The organism is Pseudovibrio sp. W74, assembly GCF_001623085.1.
Taxonomy (GTDB): domain Bacteria; phylum Pseudomonadota; class Alphaproteobacteria; order Rhizobiales; family Stappiaceae; genus Pseudovibrio.
In genome coordinates this window covers 487,509-511,986 of sequence record NZ_LMCJ01000017.1, presented here as the reverse complement: position 1 = coordinate 511,986, position 24,478 = coordinate 487,509, and the positions used below count along the sequence as shown (strand labels likewise).

The window sequence follows — 24,478 nt, the reverse complement described above, 5'->3', positions numbered from 1 at the left end:
ATGGAAGCTTTTTTCTGGGATTATGGCTGGCCGCTGATCATCATGCTCTTCCAGAGCGTGTTGTTGATGGTCGTGCTGCTGCTGATCGTTGCTTACATTCTATACGCTGACCGTAAGATCTGGGCTGCTGTCCAGATCCGTCGTGGTCCTAACGTTGTTGGCCCCTGGGGCTTGCTGCAGAGTTTTGCGGATCTTTTGAAATTCGTTTTGAAAGAGCCAGTGATCCCATCGGGATCTGATAAGTTCCTGTTTTTGTTTGCGCCGCTGATTACAGTGGTTCTCTCTCTCGCTGCATGGGTGGTTATGCCTGTTGCGGATGGCTGGGTGATTGCAAACATCAACGTGGGTATTTTGTATGTGTTCGCGATCAGCTCCCTTGGAGTTTACGGCGTGATCATCGGTGGTTGGGCTTCCAACTCCAAATACCCGTTCCTGTCAGCTCTGCGTTCCGCAGCTCAGATGGTTTCTTACGAAGTGTCTATCGGCTTCGTGATCGTGACTGTTCTGCTTTGCGTTGGTTCGTTGAACCTGACCGAGATCGTTTATGCGCAACAGGCTCGCGGGCTTGCTCACGTGCTGGGCGTTCCATGGTTGTCTATCTTGAACTGGTACTGGTTGCCGCTGTTCCCGATGTTCGTGGTGTTCTTTGTTTCCGCACTTGCTGAAACAAACCGTCCGCCATTCGATCTGGCAGAGGCGGAATCTGAACTGGTTGCAGGCTTCATGGTTGAGTATGGCTCTACCCCTTACATGATGTTCATGTTGGGTGAGTATGTGGCGATCTCCTTGATGTGTGGTCTGATGACCATCCTGTTCATGGGTGGCTGGTTGCCTCCACTGGATATCGCACCATTCACATGGGTGCCTGGTATCGTCTGGTTCCTGCTCAAGTGTCTGTTGGTGTTCTTCTTCATCTCCATGGCCAAAGCAATGGTCCCGCGGTATCGCTATGACCAGCTGATGCGTCTGGGTTGGAAAGTCTTCCTGCCGCTGTCACTGGCAATGGTGTTCATCGTGGCCTTCGTGCTGATGTTCATGGGCTGGACCCCACCAGTGGGTGGGTTCGGAGCATGATTTCCATCGCCGGGTTAATCGGCGGTGTCATGGGAATTTACCTTGGATGGCTGAACTACCGTCTCCTTCTTGGATTTATGGAGGCAGCCATCAACAAAGGAAAAGAGCGCAACCCAGCTGAAAAAGGTTGGGTTGAGCTGGCGGAACCGACGATCCGCAAAGTCATTTTTACCCTGACGATAATCGGGATTCCGATTATCGGATATCTCGCCGGAGCTAGCATTGCTCCTTAATTCGAGAGGAAAGGGTAACGAGAACCTAGTATGACTTCTTGGAAGTGCTCATAGGTTCTCTTGGATTGTAATCGATCTTTCATGCCGGTGGCATGTTCGATCAAGAAAGGGCTGTAAAGGCTATGGGACTGGGACAGGCCGCAAAGTCGTTGCTTTTGAAGGAGTTCGTATCGGCGTTTTTTCTTGCCATGCGTTATTTCTTCAAGCCAAAGCCGACGATTAACTATCCCTTTGAGAAGGGTGCTGTAAGCCCGCGTTTTCGCGGTGAACACGCCTTGCGCCGGTATCCGAATGGAGAAGAGCGCTGCATTGCTTGTAAGCTGTGTGAAGCGATCTGCCCTGCGCAGGCCATTACGATTGAAGCTGGACCTCGTCGTAATGACGGGACACGCCGTACCACTCGCTACGACATTGACATGACCAAGTGCATTTACTGCGGGTTCTGTCAGGAAGCGTGTCCGGTGGATGCGATCGTGGAAGGCCCGAACTTTGAATTTGCGACCGAGACGCGGGAAGAGCTGTTCTACGACAAGGACAAGCTGCTTGCGAATGGGGAGCGTTGGGAGCGTGAGATCGCTCACAATATCGAATTGGATGCTCCGTACCGTTAAGGTAACGGGAGTGGATTGTGTCCGGTTGGGGCTTTGCACTGACCGGGCGAGACAATAGGACAAAGGCAACCTAAAAATGGTTTTGCAGGCCCTGTTTTTCTATCTGTTTGCCGCACTTGCGGTGGCCTCTGCCTTCATGGTGATTGCTTCTCGCAATCCGGTTCACTCAGTGCTGTTCCTCATCCTGTGCTTCTTTAATGCAGCCGGGTTGTTTGTACTGATTGGTGCCGAGTATCTGGCGATGCTTCTGGTTGTTGTCTACGTGGGTGCGGTCATGGTGCTGTTCCTGTTCGTGGTCATGATGCTGGATGTTGACTTTGCCGAAATGCGTCAGGGGTTCTTGCAGTATTTGCCAATCGGCGCGCTGATTGGTGCAATTCTGCTGGCTGAACTTTTGATGGTTGCCAGTGGCTGGTACATCGCTCCTGGCATGTTAGGTGAAGGGTCCGCCCCGACACCTCCTGTTGAGCAGACACAAAATATCGCCGCTATCGGTGAATTGCTTTACACCCGCTACATTTACTGGTTCCAGGTTTCTGGTCTGGTGCTGCTGGTTGCAATGATCGGTGCGATTGTATTGACCCTCCGCCATAAGCCGGGCGTACGCCGTCAGAACATCTCTGAGCAGGTTGCCCGTCGTCCTGAAACTTCGATCGAAGTGGTCAAAGTTGAAAGAGGCAAGGGGTTGTAAGACGCGTTTGTAACGGGTCTTCATCACTAATTCGTGCCGGAGAAAAGGCCTTCCTCCTGAAGGTTCCTTCTCCGGAATTTGAATAGAACACGGGGAGCACTGAGAGGCGCCCATGGAAATTGGCATAGCGCACTATCTCGGGGTCGCAGCGATCCTATTCACCATCGGGATCTTTGGCATCTTTCTCAACCGAAAGAACGTCATCGTGATCCTGATGTCTATCGAGCTCTTATTGCTCGCAGTTAATATCAACCTGGTGGCATTTTCCTACTTCATGCAGGACATGGTTGGTCAGATCTTTGCGCTCCTGGTCCTTACCGTTGCAGCAGCAGAGGCGGCCATTGGTCTTGCTATTCTGGTTGTTTACTTCCGTAACCGCGGCTCTATTGCCGTGGAAGACATCAATATGATGAAAGGCTGAGGGGCGGATGTTTTCAGCAATCGTTTTTCTGCCGTTGCTTGGCTTCCTGATTGTCGGAATGTTCGGCAATCGGCTTGGGGTCAAAGCCAGCGAGTACATCACCAGCGGCTTCATGATTGTCGCAGCCCTTTTGTCATGGGTGGTGTTTTTTCAATACGGCCTTGGGTCGGAGAGCACGCAGATTGTGACAATTTTCCGCTGGATCACCTCTGGGGATCTATCGGTTAACTGGACAATTCGTGTTGATACACTCACCGCAGTGATGCTGGTGGTTGTGAACTCCGTTTCCTGTCTGGTTCACATTTACTCTATCGGGTACATGCACCACGATCCGCATCGTCCGCGGTTCTTTGCATACCTTTCCTTCTTTACCTTCTCAATGTTGGCACTGGTCACCTCTGATGACTTGCTGCAAATGTTCTTTGGTTGGGAAGGCGTTGGTCTGGCATCCTATCTGTTGATCGGGTTCTGGTACAAGAAACCTTCTGCCAATGCGGCTGCGATGAAAGCATTCATCGTCAACCGTGTGGGTGATTTTGGTTTCGCTCTGGGTATCTTCGGTGTTTTCTACCTGTACGGTTCCATCGACTTCGCAACGATTTTCAGCAGCGGTCCTTCTCTTCTTGAGAATAAAGAGCCAGTCCTGAACTTCCTTGGTTATGAGTTGATGCCTGAAGCGGCGCTGACAGTTGTCTGTCTGCTGCTCTTCATGGGTGCCATGGGTAAATCAGCTCAGTTCCTGCTTCACACCTGGTTGCCGGATGCGATGGAAGGCCCAACGCCTGTTTCCGCGCTAATCCACGCTGCGACCATGGTGACGGCTGGTGTGTTCATGGTTGCGCGTCTTGCGCCAATCTTTGAACTTGCGCCAACGGCCCTGACTGTTGTGACCTTCTTTGGTGCGACGACTGCCTTCTTTGCAGCGACCATTGGCTGTGTGCAGAACGATATCAAGCGCGTGATTGCCTATTCCACCTGTTCTCAGTTGGGGTACATGTTCGTGGCGCTGGGTGTTGGTGCATTCGGTGTTGGTATCTTCCACCTGTTCACACACGCGTTCTTTAAAGCGCTGCTGTTCTTATGCGCTGGCTCCGTTATTCACTCTGTGTCTGACGAGCAGGACATGCGTAAAATGGGTGGTCTGCGTAAGCACATTCCATGGACCTACTGGACCATGATGATTGGTACGCTGGCACTGACTGGTTTCGGTATTCCGTTTACCTACATCGGTACAGCTGGCTTCATCTCCAAAGATGCGATCATTGAAGCTGCTTATGTTGGTCACAACATGTTTGCGTCCTATGCCTTCTGGGCAACGGTGCTTGCAGCTGCGCTGACCAGTTTCTACAGCTGGCGTTTGGTGTTCATGACCTTCCACGGCAAGACTCGAGCTTCTGTTGATGTGATGAAACACATCCATGAGAGCCCATGGGTTATGCTTGTACCGCTGCTGTTGCTTGCACTTGGTGCTGCTTTTGCCGGTATGGTGTTCAAGGATGCCTTTATTGGTGCTGACTATCTCAGCTTCTGGAAGAATGTCTTTGGCGGTACGAACAGTGAGCTCGCAGTCATTGAAGAAATGCATCACGTCCATTGGCTCGTGAAGCTTTCCCCATGGCTCGCAATGGCTGGCGGTTTCATCATCGCTTACCTCTTCTACATCGCTAAACCAGACATGCCGAAGGCTCTGGCAGAGCGTCATAAGCCTCTGTACCTGTTCCTCCTGAACAAGTGGTACTTCGATGAGCTTTATGACTTCCTGTTCGTAAAACCTTCCCTGGCTCTTGGCCGCTTCCTGTGGAAGCGCGGTGACGGCACTGTGATTGACGGACTTGGTCCTGACGGTGTTGCTTCACGCGTTCAGCAGGTTACCGGTTGGGTTGTTCGCCTGCAGTCTGGCTACATCTATCACTACGCATTCGCCATGTTGATCGGGGTTGCCTTCTTCGTGACCCTGGCCATGTTCTCCGGTGGGGGAGTTCATTAATGAACGACTGGTCCATCCTTTCCATCACAACATTTCTCCCACTGGTCGGTGTGTTCTTCATCCTGCTGGTGCGGGGAGATGACCCAGATGCGAAAACGAATATTCGGCGTGTTGCGCTGATTACGACGAGTTTCACATTTATCGTCTCCTTGTTCATCTGGGGCGGGTTCACCAATGAGAACCCTGGCTTCCAGATGGTGGAGAAGCACAACTGGTTTGGTGACACCTTCACCTACCACATGGGCGTTGACGGCATTTCCATGCTGTTCGTGATCCTGACTACTTTCCTTATGCCGCTGTGTATTCTGGCGAGCTGGGAAAGCATTCAGACCCGCGTCAAGGAATACATGATCGCTTTCCTCGTACTGGAAACACTGATGATCGGTGTGTTCTGTTCGCTGGATCTGGTTCTGTTCTACGTGTTCTTTGAAGCTGGCCTTATTCCGATGTTCCTGATCATCGGTGTTTGGGGTGGTCCGCGCCGCGTTTATGCAAGCTACAAGTTCTTCCTGTACACCTTGCTCGGCTCCGTGCTGATGCTGGCGGCTATCATGGCCATGTACTGGCAGGCTGGTACGCTGGATATTCCAACTCTGCTTAATGAGAGCGAATTCCCGGCTGCGATGCAGACGTGGTTGTGGCTGGCCTTCTTCGCAAGCTTTGCAGTGAAGATGCCAATGTGGCCTGTTCACACCTGGTTGCCAGATGCTCACGTGGAAGCGCCGACGGCTGGTTCTGTTGTTCTGGCTGCGATCCTGCTGAAGATGGGTGGTTATGGGTTCCTTCGGTTCTCACTACCAATGTTCCCAATCGCCAGTGATATGTTCGCACCGTTCATCTTCACACTGTCTGTCGTTGCGATCATCTACACCTCACTGGTGGCGCTGGCGCAGGAAGACATCAAGAAGCTGATTGCCTACTCATCCGTTGCTCATATGGGCTTCGTGACCATGGGTATCTTCTCTGCCAACGCGCAGGGTATTGAAGGCGCGATCTTCATGATGCTGGCTCACGGTCTGATCTCTGGCGCACTGTTCCTGTGTGTTGGTGTGATTTATGACCGGATGCATACCCGTCAGATTACCGCTTATGGTGGCCTCGTGAACAACATGCCTCGTTATGCGGTGGCGTTCATGATCTTCACCATGGCAAACGTTGGTTTGCCAGGTACAGCCGGCTTCGTGGGTGAATTCCTGACTATGATTGGTGTGTTCCAGGTGAACACCTGGGTGGCGTTCTTTGCTGCGACTGGTGTGATCCTGTCTGCTGCTTACGCTTTGTTCCTTTACCGCCGCGTCGTGTTTGGTGCGTTGGAGAAGGAAAGCCTCAAGTCCATGCTGGACCTGACAGGCCGTGAGAAGCTGATCCTCGCTCCGCTGATCATTTTGACTATCTTCTTCGGGTTCTACCCAGCAGCAGTGCTGGATGTGACGTCCGCGTCCGTTGGTGCCCTTATCGAAAACTACAATGCCGCGCTTGATGCAGGGGGTCTTGCCCATGCAGCCGCTGCAGTGTCTAGCCATTAACAGGGGACCGTGCACTCATGAATGCTGAGCTTCTAGCTATTCCTGATCTAATGCCGGTATTGCCCGAGATCCTTCTGGTTCTCGGCGCAATGGTCCTGCTGATGGTTGGAGCTTTTGGTGGAGAGAAATCCACTCCGCTGGTAACGGGTATCTGTGTTGCGTTGCTCACTGTTGCGGGTCTGATCCTGCTGGTGAGCCCGCATTACGGCACAACATTTGACGGCGCATTCGTACAGGACGCGTTCTCCCAGTATATGAAAATACTGGTGCTGATCGGGTCCGGCTTTGCGATTGCGATGTCCGTTGCTTACGCACGTTCTCAGAACTTTGACCGCTTTGAATACCCGATCCTCATCGTGATCGCGACCGTTGGTATGATGCTGATGCTTTCAGCCAACGATCTGATCTCCATGTATCTGGGTGTTGAGCTGCAGTCTCTGGCTCTTTACGTGGTTGCTGCGATTAACCGTGACTCTGTTCGTTCTACTGAGGCTGGCCTGAAGTACTTCGTCCTTGGTGCGTTGTCTTCCGGTATGCTGCTTTACGGTATGTCCTTCATCTACGGCTTTACCGGCCACACTGACTTTACTGGCATCGCGGCGGCTCTGACAGACGATCGTGCATCCCTTGGTCTGGTGTTCGGTATCGTGTTCATGCTGGCAGGTATTGCCTTCAAGATCTCTGCGGTTCCATTCCATATGTGGACCCCGGACGTTTATGAGGGTGCACCAACACCAGTTACTGCGTTCTTTGCAGCAGCGCCTAAAATTGCTGCGTTCGGTATGCTGATCCGTGTGCTGGTTGAGCCTTTGGGCAATGTGACCACGGACTGGCAGCAGATCGTTGTGTTCATCGCTATCGCGTCCATGGGTCTTGGTGCCTTTGCTGCGATTGGTCAGAAGAACATCAAACGTCTGATGGCATACTCTTCCATTGGTAACATGGGTTACGCTCTGGTTGGTCTGGCAGCTGGTACTGAAGCTGGTGTCCACGGTCTGATCGTGTTCATGACTGCTTACCTTGCGATGACACTGGGTGCGTTTGCTTGCATCCTTTCCATGCGCCGCAAGGAAGGTATGGTTGAAGAGATCTCCGATCTTGCAGGTCTTTCCAAGACCAACCTGCCAATGGCAGTGTTGCTTGCAGTGATCATGTTCTCCCTGACCGGTCTGCCACCACTCATCGGCTTCTTTGGTAAGTTCTACGTGTTCATCGCTGCGATGGATGCAGGTCTTGCTCCATTGGTCGTGATTGGTCTGGTGACCAGCGTTGTGGCTGCTTACTATTACCTGCGTGTGATCAAGGTCATGTTCTTTGATGATGCGACTGGCGAGTTCCTGCCAATGTCTGGTGAAATGAAAATTGTGCTTGGTCTTTCCAGCGCAGTTGTCGGACTGTTCTTCATCATGCCGGAACCAATTATGAATGCGGCTGCCAATGCGGCTGGCGTTTTGTTCTAGTTTCCTATGATGAACCTTGGACAATTACAAGACGAAGGCCCGGTGCGATCTGCACCGGGCTTTTGTTTTGAGTATTACGACCAGATCGGGTCCACCAATACTCACGGCCTGCACAAGGCACGGGAAGGGCATCCGGGTAATCTGTGGGTCCGCTCCGATATTCAACTGAGCGGGCGCGGACGTCGTGGACGGGCGTGGACTTCGGAGCCCGGCAATCTGTTTGCCTCAGTGTTGCTGCGGGTGGGTGTACAGAACGAGAAGATCGTTCAGCTGCCCTTTGTAGCTGCTCTTGCTCTTGGAGAGGCTATTGAACGGGCAACTGGTGCGCATAATCTGGTGCAACTGAAGTGGCCGAATGATGTGCTCATCGACGGACAAAAAGTCTCTGGCATATTGCTTGAGAGCGAAAGTGGGCCTAATGGTGAGCTGTGCCTTGTGTGCGGTTTTGGCGTCAACGTGTCTCATCACCCGGATCTGGGTGATTATGCTGTTACAGATTTACGCAGCATGGGATACATGTGTGAGCCGCAACAGGTCTTTGACGCTCTTGCGCAAAGTTTTGCACGATGGCTGGAAACGTGGAAAGCTGCCAGTGGGTTTGAAGAGATCAGATCTGCATGGCTGCGACGCGCCGTGGGGCGCGGGAAACCGATCCGTGTCCGCCTGAGCAATGAAGAGTTTTCCGGTGTCTTTATGGACATCGACCAAATGGGCCGCCTGATCGTCAAGATGGATCATGGTGGCGAGCGGCTGGTGACAGCCGGAGATGTTTTCTTTTCCTGAAGACGTGCAAAGCGTGTTCTGCTGGCTTTTTGAATACTAAGGCCACACGTCTGTCAGGACATAGAGCAAGTTGCGTTCATTAGCATTCACGCATCTCGCTCTTAGTTCTTTTGTTTGAGCGAATTCCTGTTGCTTGATTGGTCCCAATCAAACGGAACACGCTCTAGAGATTATACGCGTATTCTCATTCCGGGAACCGGAACCATTTATTGAGAATATGCTTTGAAGGAGTCTTAGATGTCGAGCACTCAAGAGCTCGTATTCCTGCCTTTGGGCGGTGTTGGCGAAATTGGAATGAACCTTGGTCTTTATGGATATGGACCTGAGGACGACCGTCGCTGGCTGATTGTTGATTTTGGTGTCTCATTTGCCGGACCGGAATTGCCGGGTGTGGATCTTGTTCTGCCAGATATTCGTTTTCTGGAAGAAGAGCGTTCTCGCATTGATGGCATCGTCATCACGCATGCTCACGAAGATCATTACGGCGCATTGTCCTACCTCTGGAAGCGGCTCGAATTACCGGTCTACGCGACCGAGTTCACTGCTCGCCTTCTGGAAGCCAAGCTGATTGGCGATGGTGCGGATTATGAAATTCCGGTGACTGTTGTTAATCAGGGAGATCGTTTCAAAGCCGGTATCTTTGATATTGAGATGGTGACCATGACCCACTCGATCCCGGAGCCGTGTGCTCTGGCTATTCGTGTTGGCGGTCAGCTGGTGTTGCATTCCGGTGACTGGAAGATCGATCTGACACCGGGCATTGGTAAAGCGATCGACCTTCAGCGTTTGCGTGAACTGGGAGATGAAGGCGTTGATGTCTTTGTCTGTGACAGCACCAATGCAGTCCGTGACGGGGTCAGCCCGAGTGAAGCGGATGTGAAGGAAGAGCTGACACGGATTATCAAAAAGGCACCGAACCGCGTTGCTGTGACCACGTTTGCCTCCAACGTTGCGCGTATGCGGGCGGTTGCTGAAGCGGCAATGGCGGCAGAGCGTGAGATTGTTGTGATTGGCCGGAGCATGCAGCGCACTGTCGAGATCGCGCGTGATCTGGGCTATCTTGATGGACTGGCGCCATTCCGTGATGAAGAGACCTATGGATCTTTGCCACGTAATAAGGTTGTCGCTCTTTGCACTGGTTCGCAAGGCGAAGCGCGCGCTGCGATGGCCCGTATTGCAGGTGATCAACACCGTCAGGTCGCGCTGTCTGCTGGTGATATGGTTATCTTCTCCAGTCGGACTATTCCGGGCAATGAAAAGGCTGTTTCCAATATCATCAACCAGCTGACCCACGAAGGGTTGAAGGTGGTGACAGATCGTGATGCGCTGGTGCACGTGTCTGGGCATCCGCGTCGTGGTGAGCTGGATCAGGTTTACAATCTTGTGCGCCCGAAGAAAGTTCTACCGGTTCACGGTGAGCCGCTGCACCTGCAGTGTCATAAGGACTTTGCGATCAGCAAAGGCGTGAAGGACGTTAAGATCATCCGTGATGGCGACATGGTGCGCCTGCATCCGGGTGGGCTTGAGGTTATTGATGAAGCACCTGCCGGTATTCTGGTTCGCGATGGCCATTTGATTGCAGCGCCTGAGGAAACTGGTGTTCAGGAACGCCGGAAGCTTTCTTATGGCGGCTGCGTGACGGTCTCTCTGATTGTGGATGGTCGCGGCGAGTTGCTTGGTGATATCGATGTGGTTCTGTTCGGGATGCCGGATGAAACTGAAAACGGGACACCGTTTGAGGATGCCGTTCGTGATGCCGTTTATGGTGCTGTGATTTCCATTCCAAAGAGCCGCCGCCGTGATGTGGAACTGGTGCGTGAAGCTGCCAGACGGGCGGGGCGTTATGCAGTTGTAGAGCATTGGGGCAAGAAGCCTCTTTGTAAGGCATTGGTGCAGCGCGTCTGATCCTCAGACACATTTTTGAGATAGTCAAAGGCCGCAGATGAGCATATCATCTGCGGCCTTTGACTTTTGATCCAATGGACTTTGTGAATGAAATCTGTTCCTTAGAACTCATAGGCGTTCATCTGCAGATAGGTGCTGTGCTCTGACATTTTGTTTGAGCAGCTTCTTGTCATTTGATTGTGTGCAATCGAATGGAACGCGCTCTAGAACAAAGAGTTATTGGGAGGACCGTCATGATTGGACGATTGAACCACGTCGCGATTGCCGTGTTGGATATGGAAGAAGGCCTGAAGGTGTATCGTGATGCACTCGGCGGCATTGCCTCAGAAAAAGTGGCACAGCCGGATCATGGTGTTTCGACCGTGTTTATCGAGCTTCCAAACACGAAGATCGAACTGCTGGAGCCGCTTGGCGAGAATTCTCCGATCTCCAAGTTTCTGGAGCGTAACACGCAAGGTGGTATCCATCACATCTGTTATGAAGTTGATGACATTCTTGCAGCGCGCGATCAGCTGGTTGCTAACGGAGCCCGGATTCTGGGTGATGGTGAGCCGAAGATTGGTGCACATGGCAAGCCGGTGTTGTTCTTGCACCCAAAAGACTTCCTTGGAACATTGACCGAGTTGGAACAGGCTTAAGTTTGCCTTGAAAGACTTGTGGTTTGAGGAAACTGGAAGGCTTTCGGTTCGGGCCTAATTCTTGTAGGTAAAAACCTGTAGTGCGCTGGTCGCTTTGTGATACAACAGTAAGGTGACCAGCCGCAGAAGAAACAAGAACGTTCCAGGAGCACATTTATGGCTACGCCGCTACTCGTTGCACTCTACTTCATGATGTGGTGGATTTTGTTTCTGGCCATTTTGCCGTTTGGTGTTCGCACTCAGGCGGAAGAGGGCGAAGTAGTTCCGGGAACGACTGAGAGCGCGCCCAAAAATCCTCAGATGCTGAAGAAGGTGATCATCAACACGATTGTAACGACAATTGTGTTCGTTGCCTTCTATTGGTTCCTTGAGTCCGGCCTTGGCGCGCATCTGTTTCCACTTGTTGATCAATTAATGGGCAACGCTCCTTCCTGATTTTGGTTTTGCACATCAATTGTGTGGCGTAAAATCAGCGAGTTACAGAGCAAATCCATCAAGTGTCAAAAAAAGAGATTCTCTAGAATCGCTTTTTTTGCGTTTAGAGGGGTGTTGTTGGAGAGGCACTTGTCCCTGCTGTATTCAGACTCTGGTGAGTATGCTGATATGAGTAAACTGAATGCGGTATTCATAGAATATCATGGAGTGAAACGGCAGAAATTGGCGAAAAAAAAGCAAGGCCGAAGCCTTGCTGTTAGAACGAGTTCCGCGTCTAAATGTTCTCTTTGCACTTGCGTAGAGTGCCGGCTGCAACCAAACGGGCGCCCGAGAACCTTCCTCCCAAGACTAAAGATCGCGATACCTTGCAACACCGCTTAAGGGTGTTGTTTTTGTTGTTGAACAGACACTAACGTAATCACATTAGTTTGTCATCATTTTGTATCAATTCGCCGCAATTTTTTGCTTGCCTAAAATTTTAGCTATAATTTTTCGGAGATTCCGTGAGTTGACCCCAAAGGTGTAGGCAAAAAGCTGCGTGTATGGGGAAATATGTCTTAGAAAATTGGCATATAGCCATGTTGGCAGTTACAACAGGCGTTCTGCTTGCTAAGAAGACATAGAAATGATGTTTGGTGGTGAGCCAGAGCTTGCGTGCCTTTAAACCTGAAGAGTTAAACTAATGCGTTTGTCCCGATATTTCCTGCCTATTTTGAAGGAAACTCCGAAAGAAGCCGAGATCGTATCGCACCGCCTGATGTTGCGTGCGGGTATGGTCCGTCAGCAGTCAGCCGGGATTTATGCATGGCTGCCGCTTGGCCACCGTGTGCTCAACAAGATTCAGCGAATTGTTGAAGAAGAGCAGAACCGCTCCGGTGCTGTCCAGCTGCTTATGCCAACCATTCAGCCAGCTGACCTGTGGCGCGAAAGTGGCCGCTATGATGCATACGGCAAAGAAATGCTGCGCATTGAAGACCGTCATGAACGGGAAATGCTCTTTGGTCCAACCAATGAAGAGATGATCACTGACATCTTCCGCAGCTATGTGCGCTCCTACAAGGACCTGCCGCTGAACCTTTATCATATACAGTGGAAGTTCCGCGATGAAGTGCGTCCTCGTTTTGGCGTGATGCGTGGCCGTGAGTTCCTGATGAAGGATGCTTATTCCTTCGATCTGGACAAAGAACGTGCAACAGAAGCCTACCGCCGCATGTTCGTCGCTTATTTGCGCACCTTTGCCCGCATGGGTCTGACTGCAATTCCTATGAAGGCGGACACTGGCCCGATCGGCGGCGACCTGTCTCACGAGTTCATCGTGCTGGCGTCTACCGGTGAGAGTGAAGTGTTCCTTGATAAGGATATTCTTGGCCTGCCAACCCCGGCGGAAGACATTGATTTCAATGGTGACCTTTCCGGCATTATTGAGCAGTGGACCACGCCTTACGCTGCAACTGATGAGATGCATGACGAAGCTGCCTTTGAGGCTGTTGCAGAAGACAAGAAGGTTTCTGCACGCGGTATTGAAGTTGGCCACATCTTCTACTTCGGCACCAAATACTCCGAGCCTATGGGCGCGAAAGTGATGACTGCTGAAGGCAAGGAACAGCCTGTTCACATGGGTTCCTACGGCATTGGTGTATCTCGTCTGCTGGGTGCGATCATTGAAGCGTGCCATGATGATGATGGCATTGTCTGGCCAAAAGAAGTTGCGCCGTTCCATGTTGGTTTGATCAACATGAAGGTTGGTTCTGAGTGCGATGAAGTTTGTGAGAGCGTTTACGCGGAGCTGGAAAAGGCTGGCGTTGAGGTTCTTTATGATGACCGCAAGACCAGTGCAGGCCAGAAATTTGCAAGCATGGATCTGATTGGTCTGCCGTATCAGCTGGTTGTTGGCCCACGTGGTCTGAAGACTGGTGAAGTGGAAGTCAAAGACCGTGCAACTGGTGATCGCGAAATGTTGACCCCGGAAGCGGCTGTCAACAAACTGATTTCTGCCTTAAAAGGCTGATATCAGCGAAGCTTGGGGTAACTCAGTAGCTTCAATGGTATGCTAGGTGCCGGCGGCCTTTCTGCTGCCGGGCCTTTTTGCCAGAGCTTATGGCACTTGCTCTTCATGCTCCCTATATTCCACGGGGTAGTTGAACAGGCGGAAACGGAGAATAGTCTAGTATGACGGCAGAGATTCAGGCGGCTCATCCCGGAAAGAACCGGTGGTTTGCACCCTTTGAGTGGATGCTGGCAGGGCGTTATCTGCGCTCCAGACGCAAAGAAACTTTCATTTCAATTATTGCCGGTCTGTCCTTTTTGGGCATCACTTTGGGCGTAGCAACTCTTATCATCGTTATGGCGGTGATGAACGGGTTCCGCACGGAGCTGCTGACCAAAATTCTTGGCATCAACGGACATGTACTTGTGCAGCCCATAGATAGCCCGCTCAATGACTATGAGGCGACCTCGGTCAAACTGGCTGGCATTGACGGTGTTGATTTTGCTATGCCGTTTGTTGAAGGGCAGGCGATGATCTCCGGACCAAGCGCTGATCTGGGCGCTTTGTTCCGCGGTGTTCATAAGGCTGATCTTGATAAGCTGGATCTGGTGTCCGGGAATGTTCTGCTTGGAACGCTGGATGGGTTTGATGATGGTGAAGGTGTTGCCATTGGCTCCCGTCTTGCGCGTCAGCTGGGTGTTACTGTTGGTGATACGGTTCGCGTGATTACTCCGCGTGGCAGCATCACGCCGATGGGGATGACCCCGCGCGTGAAGGGCTATCCGGTCTCTGCGATCTTCCAGATTGGTATGAGCGAATATGATGGCACGATTGCCTTCATGCCGTTTAATGAAGCACAGCTGTACTTCAATAAAGAAGGTCTGGCGACGGGCATTGAGGTCTATGCTGATGACCCGGATGCTGTTGGTCCGCTGCGACCTGTCATTGAAGAAGAGGCCGGACGGCCTGTGTTCGTTTCTGACTGGCGCCAGCGCAATATGACGTTCTTCTCAGCGCTTGAAGTCGAGCGTAACGTGATGTTCCTGATCCTCACGCTGATTGTTCTTGTGGCCGCTCTGAATATCATTTCCGGCATGACCATGCTTGTGAAAGATAAGGGCCGTGATATCGCCGTGTTGCGCACGATGGGTGCAACTCGTGGCGCGGTGATGCGGATCTTCATCATCACGGGGGCCAGCATTGGAACCATTGGTACGTTTGCCGGGTTTATTCTGGGTACTGTGGTGTGCTGGAATATCGAGAGCATTCGTCAGGGGATTTCCTGGTTGACCTCGACCGAGCTGTTCTCGCCTGAGCTTTACTTCCTTTCAAAGCTGCCGGCTGAAATGAATCCAAGTGAGACGACCAGTGTTGTTATTATGGCTTTGGTATTGAGCCTGCTAGCTACGATTTACCCTGCCTGGCGCGCAGCCCGGCTCGATCCTGTTGAGGCTTTGCGCTACGAATGATGAATAAACCAACAAAACCGGTTGCTGGTGTTTCGCTTAAGGGTGAGGAACGCGTTCCTGTTCTGAGTTTGAAGAATGTTGTCCGAGGTTATGTTGAGGGCAACAGCAAACTGGAAATTCTGAAGGGCGCTGACCTTAACCTCTATGAAGGGGAAATGGTTGCGCTCGTGGCACCCTCCGGCGCAGGTAAGTCTACGCTGATGCATCTGGCTGGCCTTTTGGAAATGCCGCAGAGCGGTGAGGTGCTGATTGGCGGGCGGGAATGTTCCAAGCTCAATGATGATGCGCGCACAGCCATTCGGCGGACTGAGGTGGGCTTTGTCTACCAGTTCCATCAATTGCTGCCTGAATTTACTGCGCTGGAAAATATTGCATTGCCGCAGATGATTTGCGGACTGAAGCGTCAGGATGCGGAAGAACGCGCACGCCAGCTGCTCTCTTATATGCGTCTATCTGAGCGGGAAACTCATCGTCCTGCGGAGCTTTCCGGTGGTGAGCAGCAGCGTGTTGCGATTGCGCGTGCAGTTGCCAATGCACCGCGTGTTCTGTTGGCGGATGAGCCAACGGGGAACCTTGATCCGAACACCTCGCAGTATGTGTTTGAGGCGCTGACCGCGCTGGTTCGCGCCTCCGGTGTGGCGGCCTTGCTGGCAACCCACAATCTGGAAATTGCAAAACAGATGGACCGACGGATTACACTGCGCGAAGGCAAGGTGGTCGAGCTTCCTTAAATTGGAAATGAGAGTGCGTTCCATTGAGAATCAAATGCCAGCGACCTGTTCGCTGGCATTTTTGTTTTGAGGGGATGTTCTTGTTTTGATGTCTGTTCTTCTCTCTGTCTGAGTGCTCAAGCAAGGCTGGTGTTCCGCGATACTTACCTGCGGCGTTAACGCTGATTGATTCAGCAACTTGTTGAGTTGCTGAGGGAAATACCTTGCTGTGTTTGAGTGGTGATGTTGGAGGAGGAATGCGTATACCACTCATTAACTATGAGTTTGACCCAGCCAAATTAAGGGTTGAAAGAATGAGAACATTGATAGAACATAACGAATACAAATAGGGTTCAAAATAAGGGTGTTTGTTATGTCATTTGTACTTCGTGAAGCAGCAGCATTCGGTTCTATCGTTCTTTTTGCAAGCAGTTGCCTGATGTGGGGTGATGCGCTGACCCGGATGCTTCCTTAGAAAATACTGAGGAAGAGAGGTTGGGAAACTCGGGATAACCGGTGGTGCGATTTGCCAGGCAATTGCATTTTGCTTTTGGGTCCTCCAAATGAGGTGCTACTGTCGCACACACCTTGCGAACCAAAAGGCTCCAGATGTTATCTCCAGGTTTCGTCCATCTCCGTGTTCACTCGGCTTACTCTTTACTGGAAGGGGCTCTCCCAATTGGAAAGCTGCTTGACCTGGCTTCCAAGGATGAGCAGCCGGCGCTGGCCATTACTGACAGCGGGAACTTGTTTGGTGCGCTCGAGTTTTCTGAAAAAGCTTTTGGCGCGGGTATACAGCCTGTCATTGGTTGTCAGATATCGGTGACCTTTGATGATCAGCCTGACGCGGTGGGAGATGAAGCCGTCAGTGATCTGGTTTTTCTTGCCGTGAATGAAGGGGGCTATGAGAACCTCATGGATCTTGTATCAAGAGCCTTTCTTGATACAGAGCCGGGGCTCAAAGCCAATGTTCCCCTTTCTCGTGTGTTGGATAAATCCGATGGCTTGATTGTTCTGAGCGGTGCAAGTGATGGTCCTATTAACTCGCAACTGCGAGAAGGGCATGTTGATCTTGCCAAGTCTCGCCTAGAGGTTTTGCAGTCCACATTTGGCGATCGTCTTTATGTGGAACTGCAGCGCCACAATATGAAAGGCGAGGAAGATGTTGAGCCTGCGCTCCTGAACCTTGCCTATGATCTGAATATTCCAATTGTTGCGACCAACGAGGCTTATTTCCCTAATCCGGATGATTATGAAGCGCATGATGCCCTGATCGCGATTTCCGAAGGTCGTGTTCTTGTCGAGACGGATCGCCGTCAGCTGACGCCGGATCATTGCTTCAAAACCCGTGAGCAGATGATGGAGCTGTTCTCCGATCTTCCGGAGGCGCTTGAGAACTCCGTGGTGATTGCACGGCGCTGTCATTACCGGCCCTTGAAGCGAGATCCTATTCTGCCGCGCTTTGCTGGTGCGGATGCTGATGCTGGCGAAGCGGAGCGTGCCGAGGCGGAAGAGCTGACGCGGCAGGCTAAGGAAGGCTTGCAGGCGCGTCTCGATCTGCATGGTCTGGCACCTGACCTTGAAGAGAAAGATTATTGGGACCGTCTGGATTATGAGCTTGGCATCATTATCCGCATGAAGTTCCCTGGATACTTCCTGATCGTTGCGGACTTTATCAAGTGGGCGAAGAACGAGGACATTCCTGTGGGGCCGGGGCGTGGTTCCGGTGCGGGATCGCTTGTTGCCTGGTCACTGACCATCACTGATCTTGACCCAATGCGGTTCTCGTTGCTGTTCGAGCGCTTCCTGAATCCGGACCGCGTGTCCATGCCGGATTTCGACATCGACTTTTGCCAGAACCGTCGTGAAGAAGTGATCCGTTATGTGCAGCGCAAGTATGGCCGCGAGCAGGTGGCACAGATCATCACCTATGGAACGCTGCAGGCCAAGGCGGTGCTGCGTGATGTGGGCCGTGTTCTGCAGATGCCATATGGTCAGGTGGACCGCCTAAGTAAACTGGTGCCCGGCAACCCGGCCAATCCGTGCACACTGCCAGAGGCATTGGAGCAGGAGCCGCGGCTGCGTGAAGCAGCCAAGCAGGAAGAAGTTGTCGACCGCTTGCTTAAGATGGCGCAGAAGCTGGAAGGCCTTTATCGTCACGCGTCTACCCACGCGGCGGGTGTGGTGATTGGGGACCGTCCGCTGGAGCAGCTGGTGCCGCTTTACCGAGATCCTCGCTCAGACATGCCTGTTGCTCAGTTCAACATGAAATGGGTTGAAGCAGCCGGTCTGGTCAAGTTTGACTTTTTGGGTCTGAAAACGCTGACAGTGATTGATACTGCGGTTTCGCACATCAAGAAGCGCGGTATTGAAGTTAAGATCGACGAAATACCGATTGATGACCCCGCGACCTATAAGCTTCTGGCTGCTGGTGAGACGGTTGGCGTGTTCCAGTTGGAAAGTCAGGGCATGCGCCGCGCGATTGCAGGCATGCGACCTGATCGGTTTGAGGATATCATTGCTCTAGTGGCGCTCTATCGCCCGGGCCCGATGGACAACATCCCGATCTACAACGCTGTAAAACATGGCGAGCAGGAGCCTGATTATCTCCACCCGTTGCTGGAGCCAATCCTGACCGAGACAAACGGCATTATCGTTTATCAGGAACAGGTGATGCAGATTGCTCAGGTGCTGTCTGGTTACTCTCTTGGTGAAGCGGATTTGCTGCGCCGTGCGATGGGTAAGAAGATTGCGGCTGAAATGGAGATCCAGCGCGCCCGCTTTGTTGAGGGGGCAGTTGAGCAGAAGGTCGATAAAAATCAGGCCGGGATGATCTACGATCTGGTGGCCAAATTCGCGAACTACGGTTTTAACAAATCCCACGCGGCTGCTTATGCGCTTGTGGCCTATCAAACTGCATGGCTGAAATCGAATTATCCGGTTGAGTTCCTCGCCGGCATTATGACGCTTGATCTGGGCAATACAGATAAGTTGAGTGACTTCCGCCAGGAAGCGGTGCGGATGGGCATTGAGGTCGTGCCACCCTCCGTCAATAAATCCGGTGTGCATTTTGGCGTGCTGGACGGCAAGATCGTTTACGCCATGGGGGCGATCAAAGGTGTGGGCGAGCAGGCGGTTGAACACATCGTTGATGTGCGTGGAGATGAACCGTTTAAAGATCTGGGTGACTTTGCAACGCGCATCAGTCCGAAGGTTCTTAATAAGCGCACAATCGAGAACCTCATCGCCGCTGGCGCCTTTGATGAACTTAATCCAAACCGTGCGCAGTTGCTTGACGGTCTGGATCGCATCATCGGGATGGCACAGCGGACAGAAGAGAATAAGACATCTGGTCAAAATGATTTCTTTGGCGGAGATAATGCGCCTGAGCCTTTGATCCTTAATCCGACAGACCCGTGGCTGCCATCCGAGCGGCTGCAAAAAGAATATGCGGCGGTCGGCTTTTACATTTCAGCCCATCCGCTCGACGAGTATCGCGAGCTGTTCACCAAGTTGCGCGTGCAGCTTTGGAAAGATTTTGAGCGCTCTGTGAAGGCTGGGTCTTCCGCAGGGAGACTTGCGGGAACTGTGACAGCAAAGCAGGAGCGCAAGACCCGTACCGGCAACCAGATGGGCATCGTTCGTATTTCTGATCCGACCGGCCAGTATGAAGCGGTGATGTTCTCTGAGACTTTGAATCAGTGCCGCGATCTGCTGGAACCGGGGCAATCTGTTGTGCTTTTGGTGCAGGCAGATATGCGTGATGAGGAAGTCAGTGTTCGCATTTCACAGGTAGAGCCGCTGGAAAAAGTGGCGGGCAGGGTGCATCGAACCTTGCGGATCTTCCTGGGATCTAGCGAACCAATCCAGAGCTTGCAACGCCAGCTGCGTCGTGGTGGTGATGGTGAGGTGAGCTGTGTTGTGCTGCTGGATAATGGTCAGCGCGAAGTGGAGGTCAAACTCCCCGGCAATTATCAGCTTTCACCGCAACTCTCTGGTGCGTTGAAAACCCTACCGGGTGTGATGGACGTCCAGATGTCCTAGGATGCTTCGGTATATGCAAAAAAGAACCCCGCGGAAGATGTTCGGCGGGGTTTTCTATTTTAGAGCATGTTGCGTTTATTGGTGTTCATGCCAGCTGCTCCGATACTAAAAGATTTTCTGTATGACCTGTTCAGCGCAGGAGTAACCAAGATTTCTGGCGAAGCGGTCTACGCTCTTTTGTCCTTTCTCAGCCAGATCAGTTAAATCGGCATGATCAGTAACGTTGCAGGTTGAGGCAGCGAGGATTTTGCCATCCTTGGCGGAAACTAGGAGTGCGCGTCCGCGGTAGCGGTAAGCGAGATTTGCGAACCAGCCTGCGCCCTGCATTTCTGACTGATAGGTGACTGTTGATACATCCAAGTAATAACCAGAGTAACCGGTTTCTCTGGCGAGCTTTGTGAGAGCTTTTGCGCGTTTCTCCTCGCTGATGGTCGGTTTGCTATATGGGCCCTTGATCGTGCCCTTAAAGCGGAACTTGTGGGTGCTCTGCAGATATTTGGTCAACCGGTCGCGCATGGCGGTTTGTGGATCGTGCTTCGCTGCGGGAATAGAGGCCATCTCGCCATAAGCGCCAGAGGCTGCATTCATGGCTGTGGTCACAACAATACCCAGCAGACCATGCTGGATGCCATGGGTGTTGATGTGGCCTTCTCTCACATGTCGGTTTTTGATGGGCTTTACTGAGGATTTTGCGACATTCTTCGCGTCGATTTCAGAAAGCTTAATTGTTTTCGCGCAACCGCCCAGTGTCAGGGCGATGAGTGTCGCCACAATCAGGTTTTTAAGAGGCATTTTAAAATGTGTCCGAATTGAGTCATTTTGTTGATGTTTTGTTAACTATAACTTTTCGGAATTACTAATATGTAATGCGCATACCCACAGTTTGGTTTGGTGTCTGGTTGCTGTGGTAGAGATGATAAAATTTGGAGTTGTGCAAACAGGGCTGGAGAGCATCTGTTTTACTAATTCGGGCCTATGTGTTGATCTTAATCCTTGAGTGCTTGATCTTCTTGAAAAGGGGTTCTATAAGCGCCCCATCCCGCACGCAGGGCGGGGTTTGTCCTTGTGGCGAGCTCCATCCGGTTAGAGAGTTGCACGGTTGTGCTGCCCTGCGGAGGATTAAACCGGAAAACTAAGGAGAATAAAGGCATGGCTTTGCCTGATTTTACTATGCGTCAGCTTCTTGAAGCAGGCGTCCACTTTGGTCACCAGAAGCACCGCTGGAACCCAAAGATGAACAACTACATCTTCGGTGTTCGCAACAACATTCACATTCTTGATCTTGGTCAGACAGTTCCGCTTCTGCACCAGGCTCTTAAAGCTGTGTCTGACACTGTTGCTGCTGGTGGTCGCGTGCTTTTGGTTGGTACCAAGCGCCAGGCTCAGGAAGCTGTTGCAGAAGCTGCTCGCAACTCTGCTCAGTACTACGTAAACGCTCGTTGGCTCGGCGGCATGCTGACCAACTGGAAGACGATCTCTCAGTCCATCCAGCGTCTGCGTAAAGTTGAAGAACTGCTCGATGGTGGTGATGCAAACCGCATGACCAAAAAAGAGCGTCTGTTCCTTGACCGTGAGCGTCAGAAGCTTGAGCGCAACCTTGGTGGTATTAAAGACATGGGCGGTATTCCCGACCTGATCTTTGTTATCGACACCAACCGCGAAGCTAACGCAATTCAGGAAGCTCGTCGTCTGGGCATTCCGGTTGCTGCGATCCTGGATTCCAACTGTGATCCAGATGGCATTACTTACCCTGTACCGGGTAACGATGATGCTGGTCGTGCAATTACTCTTTACACAGACCTGATCGCACGCGCTGCTATTGACGGCATCGCACGCGCATCCGGTTCTATGGGTATCGATCTCGGCGAATCTGAAGAACTCCTTGAAGAGCCTGTTCTTGCTGAAGAAGCTGCTCCTGCAGCTGAAGCTGACAAGAGCGAAGGCTAAGGTTTTCTCTCGGGAAGCGCATTTATGCGCTTCCCCTCCAGTTTTTATGTGATTTTTCGTCTGTTTTACTGCGAAGGGTCACGGTCGCTATGCGATAAATCGGATGAATCCGCAGGGAAGTCGGCTTCCTCTGATTTTTTTATGACACACTCCCGTCCATGAGGCGTACGATGAGCATTACCGCTGCTATGGTAAAAGAGCTCCGCGAAACAAGCGGTGCTGGCATGATGGATTGTAAAGCTGCCCTGAAAGAAACAGGCGGTGATATGGAAGCAGCTGTTGACTGGCTGCGTACCAAAGGCCTTGCAAAGGCTGCTAAGAAGGCTGGCCGTGTTGCGGCTGAAGGTCTTGTTGCAGTTGCTGCAGATGGCAACAAAGCTGTTGTTGTTGAGGTTAACTCCGAAACAGACTTCGTTGCTCGTAACGAAAACTTCCAGAAGCTGGTTCGCGATATCGCTGCAACCGCGCTTACTGTTGATGGTGACGTTGAGAAGCTTGCTGCAGCACCTTACCCAGGTTCTGACAAGAGCGTTGAAGGCGAGCTGAAGGAAGCTGTTGGCACCATCGGTGAAAACATGACCCTTCGTCGTTCTGCTGGTCTGTCTGTTTCTGAAGGTGTTGTTGCTTCTTACATGCACAACGCTGCTGGCGACGGCCTTGGCAAAATCGGTGTTCTGGTTGCTCTTGAATCTGCTGGTGATGCAGACAAGCTGGCAGCTTTGGGTAAACAGATTGCAATGCACGTTGCAGCGACCAACCCAATGGCACTGAACACTGACGAGCTGGACGCAGACGCTGTTGAGCGTGAGCGCACTGTTTACATGGAACAGGCTCGTGAGTCTGGTAAGCCTGAAAGCATCATCGAGAAGATGGTTGAAGGTCGCCTGCGTAAGTTCTATGAAGAAGTTACACTGGTTAAGCAGTCTTTCGTTATCAACCCTGATCTGACTGTAGAGAAGGCCGTTGAAGAAACAGCTAAAGAAATCGGTTCTCCAATCAAACTCACCGGCTTTGTTCGCATCGCCCTTGGTGAAGGTATTGAAAAAGAAGAATCAGACTTCGCAGCTGAAGTTGCTGCTGCTGCTGGTAACTAATTTATTGAGGGCGTCGACTCAGTCGACGCCCTCTTTGTATCTGGATGCATGAAAAGAGGTTTACTATGTCTGAGGGTGTTCGCTGGAAACGAGTTCTTCTGAAACTTTCAGGGGAAGCGCTGATGGGCGACCAGGACTTTGGTATCGATCCAAAGGTGGTTGAACGGGTAGCAGCGGAAATTTCAGAGGCTGTAAATCTGGGTGCCCAGTTCGGCATCGTTGTTGGTGGCGGTAACATCTTCCGCGGTGTGGCTCTGGCAGCCAAAGGCGCTAACCGTGTGACCGGCGACCATATGGGTATGCTGGCAACCATTATGAATTCGCTCACGCTTGCCGATGCGCTTCGTCAGCGCGGTATTCAGGCGCGTGTGCTTTCTGCTGTTCCTGTACCGTCGATTTGTGAGAGCTTTACTCAGCGCGGCGCAGAGCGTTACATGGAAGACGGGGACGTTATTCTGTTTGCCGGTGGTACGGGCAATCCGTTCTTTACCACTGATTCTGGTGCGGCACTGCGTGCGGCAGAGATGCAGTGTGATGTGTTCCTCAAGGGTACTAGTGTTGATGGCGTTTATGACGCTGATCCTAAGCTTAAGCCTGATGCAAAGCGTTTTGACACGCTTACACCGGGGGAAGTTCTTGAAAAGAACCTTAAAGTCATGGATGCGACCGCGATTGCACTTGCCCGGGACAACTCTATTCCTGTAGTTGTCTTTTCCATCAAGACCTCCAGCGCGCTTGTTAATGTGCTGCGCGGGCAGGGGCTGTTTACGGTCATTGAAGACTAACGGGCATCAGCTGGTGTCTTAACTGTCGGATTTTGACCCGGGCCGGTTTTCGTTTTGGAATGCCGGTCCGTTAAAATGATAGGTGAAAGAGGAAATTATGTCAGAGCTGGACTATGACGATCTTGACCGCCGCATGAATGGTGCGATCACAGCTTTGAAGCATGAATTTGCTGGTCTTCGTACTGGTCGTGCTTCTGCAAGTATGCTGGACACAATCACTGTGGAGGCTTATGGCGCTCCAATGCCGATCAACCAGGTCGCGACAGTCAGTGTTCCAGAGCCGCGCATGATTTCTGTTCAGGTCTGGGATCGTTCCATGATGCAGGCCACTGAAAAAGCTATCCGTGAATCCAGCCTTGGTCTAAACCCGGTTGTGGATGGCATGGTGCTGCGTTTGCCAATTCCTGAGCTTAATGAAGAGCGTCGTCAAGAGCTTGTCAAAGTTGCGCATAAGTTTGCCGAACAAGCGAAGATCGCTGCACGTCATGTTCGCCGCGATGGCATGGAAACCATCAAAAAGCTCGAAAAAGCTGGTGAGATGGGGGAAGACGATGCGCGGTCAGCTTCTGACAGGGTTCAGAAGATGACTGACGACATTATTGGTGAAGTTGATTCTGTACTTGCCAAAAAAGAACAGGAAATCAAGCAGGTTTAATCCTGTTTGCAAGCGGGGGCTAT

Annotated in this window: 21 protein-coding genes; 20 read left to right on the top strand and 1 reads right to left on the bottom strand. The window is 51.8% G+C overall.

Going from position 1 to position 24,478, the window contains the following annotated elements:
• The 16 genes from nuoH to dnaE all read left to right on the top strand — a co-directional run bounded on the left by nuoH (position 1) and on the right by dnaE (position 19,974).
• Positions 1-1,074: an NADH-quinone oxidoreductase subunit NuoH gene (gene nuoH / locus PsW74_RS13635; RefSeq protein WP_057465607.1), complete on the top strand. Its 1,074-nt coding sequence runs from the start codon at positions 1-3 to the stop codon at positions 1,072-1,074.
• The gene (locus tag PsW74_RS13630) at positions 1,071-1,307 is read left to right on the top strand and encodes a hypothetical protein (protein ID WP_057465606.1); all 237 of its coding nucleotides are present in this window, start codon (positions 1,071-1,073) and stop codon (positions 1,305-1,307) included. The genes nuoH and PsW74_RS13630 overlap by 4 nt, the downstream gene beginning before the upstream one ends.
• A gap of 122 nt (positions 1,308-1,429) precedes the next feature.
• A complete protein-coding gene (nuoI, locus tag PsW74_RS13625; protein WP_063289018.1) occupies positions 1,430-1,918 on the top strand; it encodes an NADH-quinone oxidoreductase subunit NuoI in 489 nt (162 codons plus the stop codon).
• Positions 1,919-1,994: 76 nt separating this feature from the next.
• Positions 1,995-2,609: an NADH-quinone oxidoreductase subunit J gene (locus PsW74_RS13620; protein WP_057465604.1), complete on the top strand. Its 615-nt coding sequence runs from the start codon at positions 1,995-1,997 to the stop codon at positions 2,607-2,609.
• Positions 2,610-2,721: 112 nt separating this feature from the next.
• Entirely contained in the window at positions 2,722-3,030 is a 309-nt protein-coding gene (nuoK, locus tag PsW74_RS13615; protein WP_057465603.1) for an NADH-quinone oxidoreductase subunit NuoK, read from the top strand.
• 7 nt (positions 3,031-3,037) lie between these two features.
• Positions 3,038-5,017, top strand: a complete 1,980-nt coding sequence (nuoL, locus tag PsW74_RS13610) for an NADH-quinone oxidoreductase subunit L (RefSeq protein ID WP_057465602.1) — start codon at positions 3,038-3,040, stop codon at positions 5,015-5,017.
• Complete coding sequence (locus PsW74_RS13605; RefSeq protein WP_057465601.1) at positions 5,017-6,543, top strand: NADH-quinone oxidoreductase subunit M; 1,527 nt, start codon at positions 5,017-5,019, stop codon at positions 6,541-6,543. Before nuoL ends, PsW74_RS13605 begins: the two co-directional genes overlap by 1 nt.
• A 17-nt stretch (positions 6,544-6,560) precedes the next feature.
• Entirely contained in the window at positions 6,561-8,003 is a 1,443-nt protein-coding gene (gene nuoN, locus PsW74_RS13600; RefSeq protein WP_057465600.1) for an NADH-quinone oxidoreductase subunit NuoN, read from the top strand.
• 42 nt (positions 8,004-8,045) lie between these two features.
• Positions 8,046-8,786 carry a biotin--[acetyl-CoA-carboxylase] ligase gene (locus PsW74_RS13595; protein ID WP_208986745.1) on the top strand — a complete coding sequence of 247 codons (741 nt, stop codon included), beginning with the start codon at positions 8,046-8,048 and terminating at the stop codon, positions 8,784-8,786.
• Between the two features lie 237 nt (positions 8,787-9,023).
• Positions 9,024-10,691 carry a ribonuclease J gene (locus PsW74_RS13590; protein ID WP_063289016.1) on the top strand — a complete coding sequence of 556 codons (1,668 nt, stop codon included), beginning with the start codon at positions 9,024-9,026 and terminating at the stop codon, positions 10,689-10,691.
• A gap of 233 nt (positions 10,692-10,924) precedes the next feature.
• Entirely contained in the window at positions 10,925-11,329 is a 405-nt protein-coding gene (gene mce, locus PsW74_RS13585) for a methylmalonyl-CoA epimerase (protein WP_057465598.1), read from the top strand.
• 156 nt (positions 11,330-11,485) lie between these two features.
• Positions 11,486-11,764: a DUF1467 family protein gene (locus PsW74_RS13580; RefSeq protein ID WP_057465597.1), complete on the top strand. Its 279-nt coding sequence runs from the start codon at positions 11,486-11,488 to the stop codon at positions 11,762-11,764.
• 682 nt (positions 11,765-12,446) lie between these two features.
• Positions 12,447-13,772 (top strand): proline--tRNA ligase, encoded by a 1,326-nt coding sequence (gene proS / locus PsW74_RS13575; RefSeq protein ID WP_057465596.1) that lies wholly within the window; start codon positions 12,447-12,449, stop codon positions 13,770-13,772.
• Positions 13,773-13,996: 224 nt separating this feature from the next.
• Positions 13,997-15,220, top strand: a complete 1,224-nt coding sequence (locus PsW74_RS13570; protein WP_082597131.1) for a lipoprotein-releasing ABC transporter permease subunit — start codon at positions 13,997-13,999, stop codon at positions 15,218-15,220.
• Positions 15,220-15,951 carry an ABC transporter ATP-binding protein gene (locus tag PsW74_RS13565; RefSeq protein WP_063289363.1) on the top strand — a complete coding sequence of 244 codons (732 nt, stop codon included), beginning with the start codon at positions 15,220-15,222 and terminating at the stop codon, positions 15,949-15,951. Before PsW74_RS13570 ends, PsW74_RS13565 begins: the two co-directional genes overlap by 1 nt.
• 588 nt (positions 15,952-16,539) lie before the next feature.
• Positions 16,540-19,974: a DNA polymerase III subunit alpha gene (gene dnaE / locus PsW74_RS13560; protein WP_063289015.1), complete on the top strand. Its 3,435-nt coding sequence runs from the start codon at positions 16,540-16,542 to the stop codon at positions 19,972-19,974.
• 105 nt (positions 19,975-20,079) lie between these two features.
• On the opposite strand, the gene PsW74_RS13555 is transcribed toward dnaE, so the two are convergent.
• Complete coding sequence (locus PsW74_RS13555) at positions 20,080-20,766, bottom strand: hypothetical protein (RefSeq protein WP_063289014.1); 687 nt, start codon at positions 20,764-20,766, stop codon at positions 20,080-20,082.
• Between the two features lie 357 nt (positions 20,767-21,123).
• Here PsW74_RS13555 and rpsB point away from each other — a divergent pair, with 357 nt between their 5' ends.
• The 4 genes from rpsB to frr all read left to right on the top strand — a co-directional run bounded on the left by rpsB (position 21,124) and on the right by frr (position 24,455).
• Positions 21,124-21,921, top strand: coding sequence for a 30S ribosomal protein S2 (rpsB, locus tag PsW74_RS13550; protein ID WP_057465538.1), 798 nt, complete (start codon positions 21,124-21,126; stop codon positions 21,919-21,921).
• Between the two features lie 170 nt (positions 21,922-22,091).
• Positions 22,092-23,015 (top strand): translation elongation factor Ts, encoded by a 924-nt coding sequence (gene tsf / locus PsW74_RS13545; protein WP_063289013.1) that lies wholly within the window; start codon positions 22,092-22,094, stop codon positions 23,013-23,015.
• A 65-nt stretch (positions 23,016-23,080) separates the two neighbouring features.
• Positions 23,081-23,800: a UMP kinase gene (pyrH, locus tag PsW74_RS13540; RefSeq protein WP_057465535.1), complete on the top strand. Its 720-nt coding sequence runs from the start codon at positions 23,081-23,083 to the stop codon at positions 23,798-23,800.
• A 97-nt stretch (positions 23,801-23,897) separates the two neighbouring features.
• Positions 23,898-24,455, top strand: a complete 558-nt coding sequence (frr, locus tag PsW74_RS13535; protein ID WP_057465533.1) for a ribosome recycling factor — start codon at positions 23,898-23,900, stop codon at positions 24,453-24,455.
• Positions 24,456-24,478 lie beyond the last annotated feature (23 nt).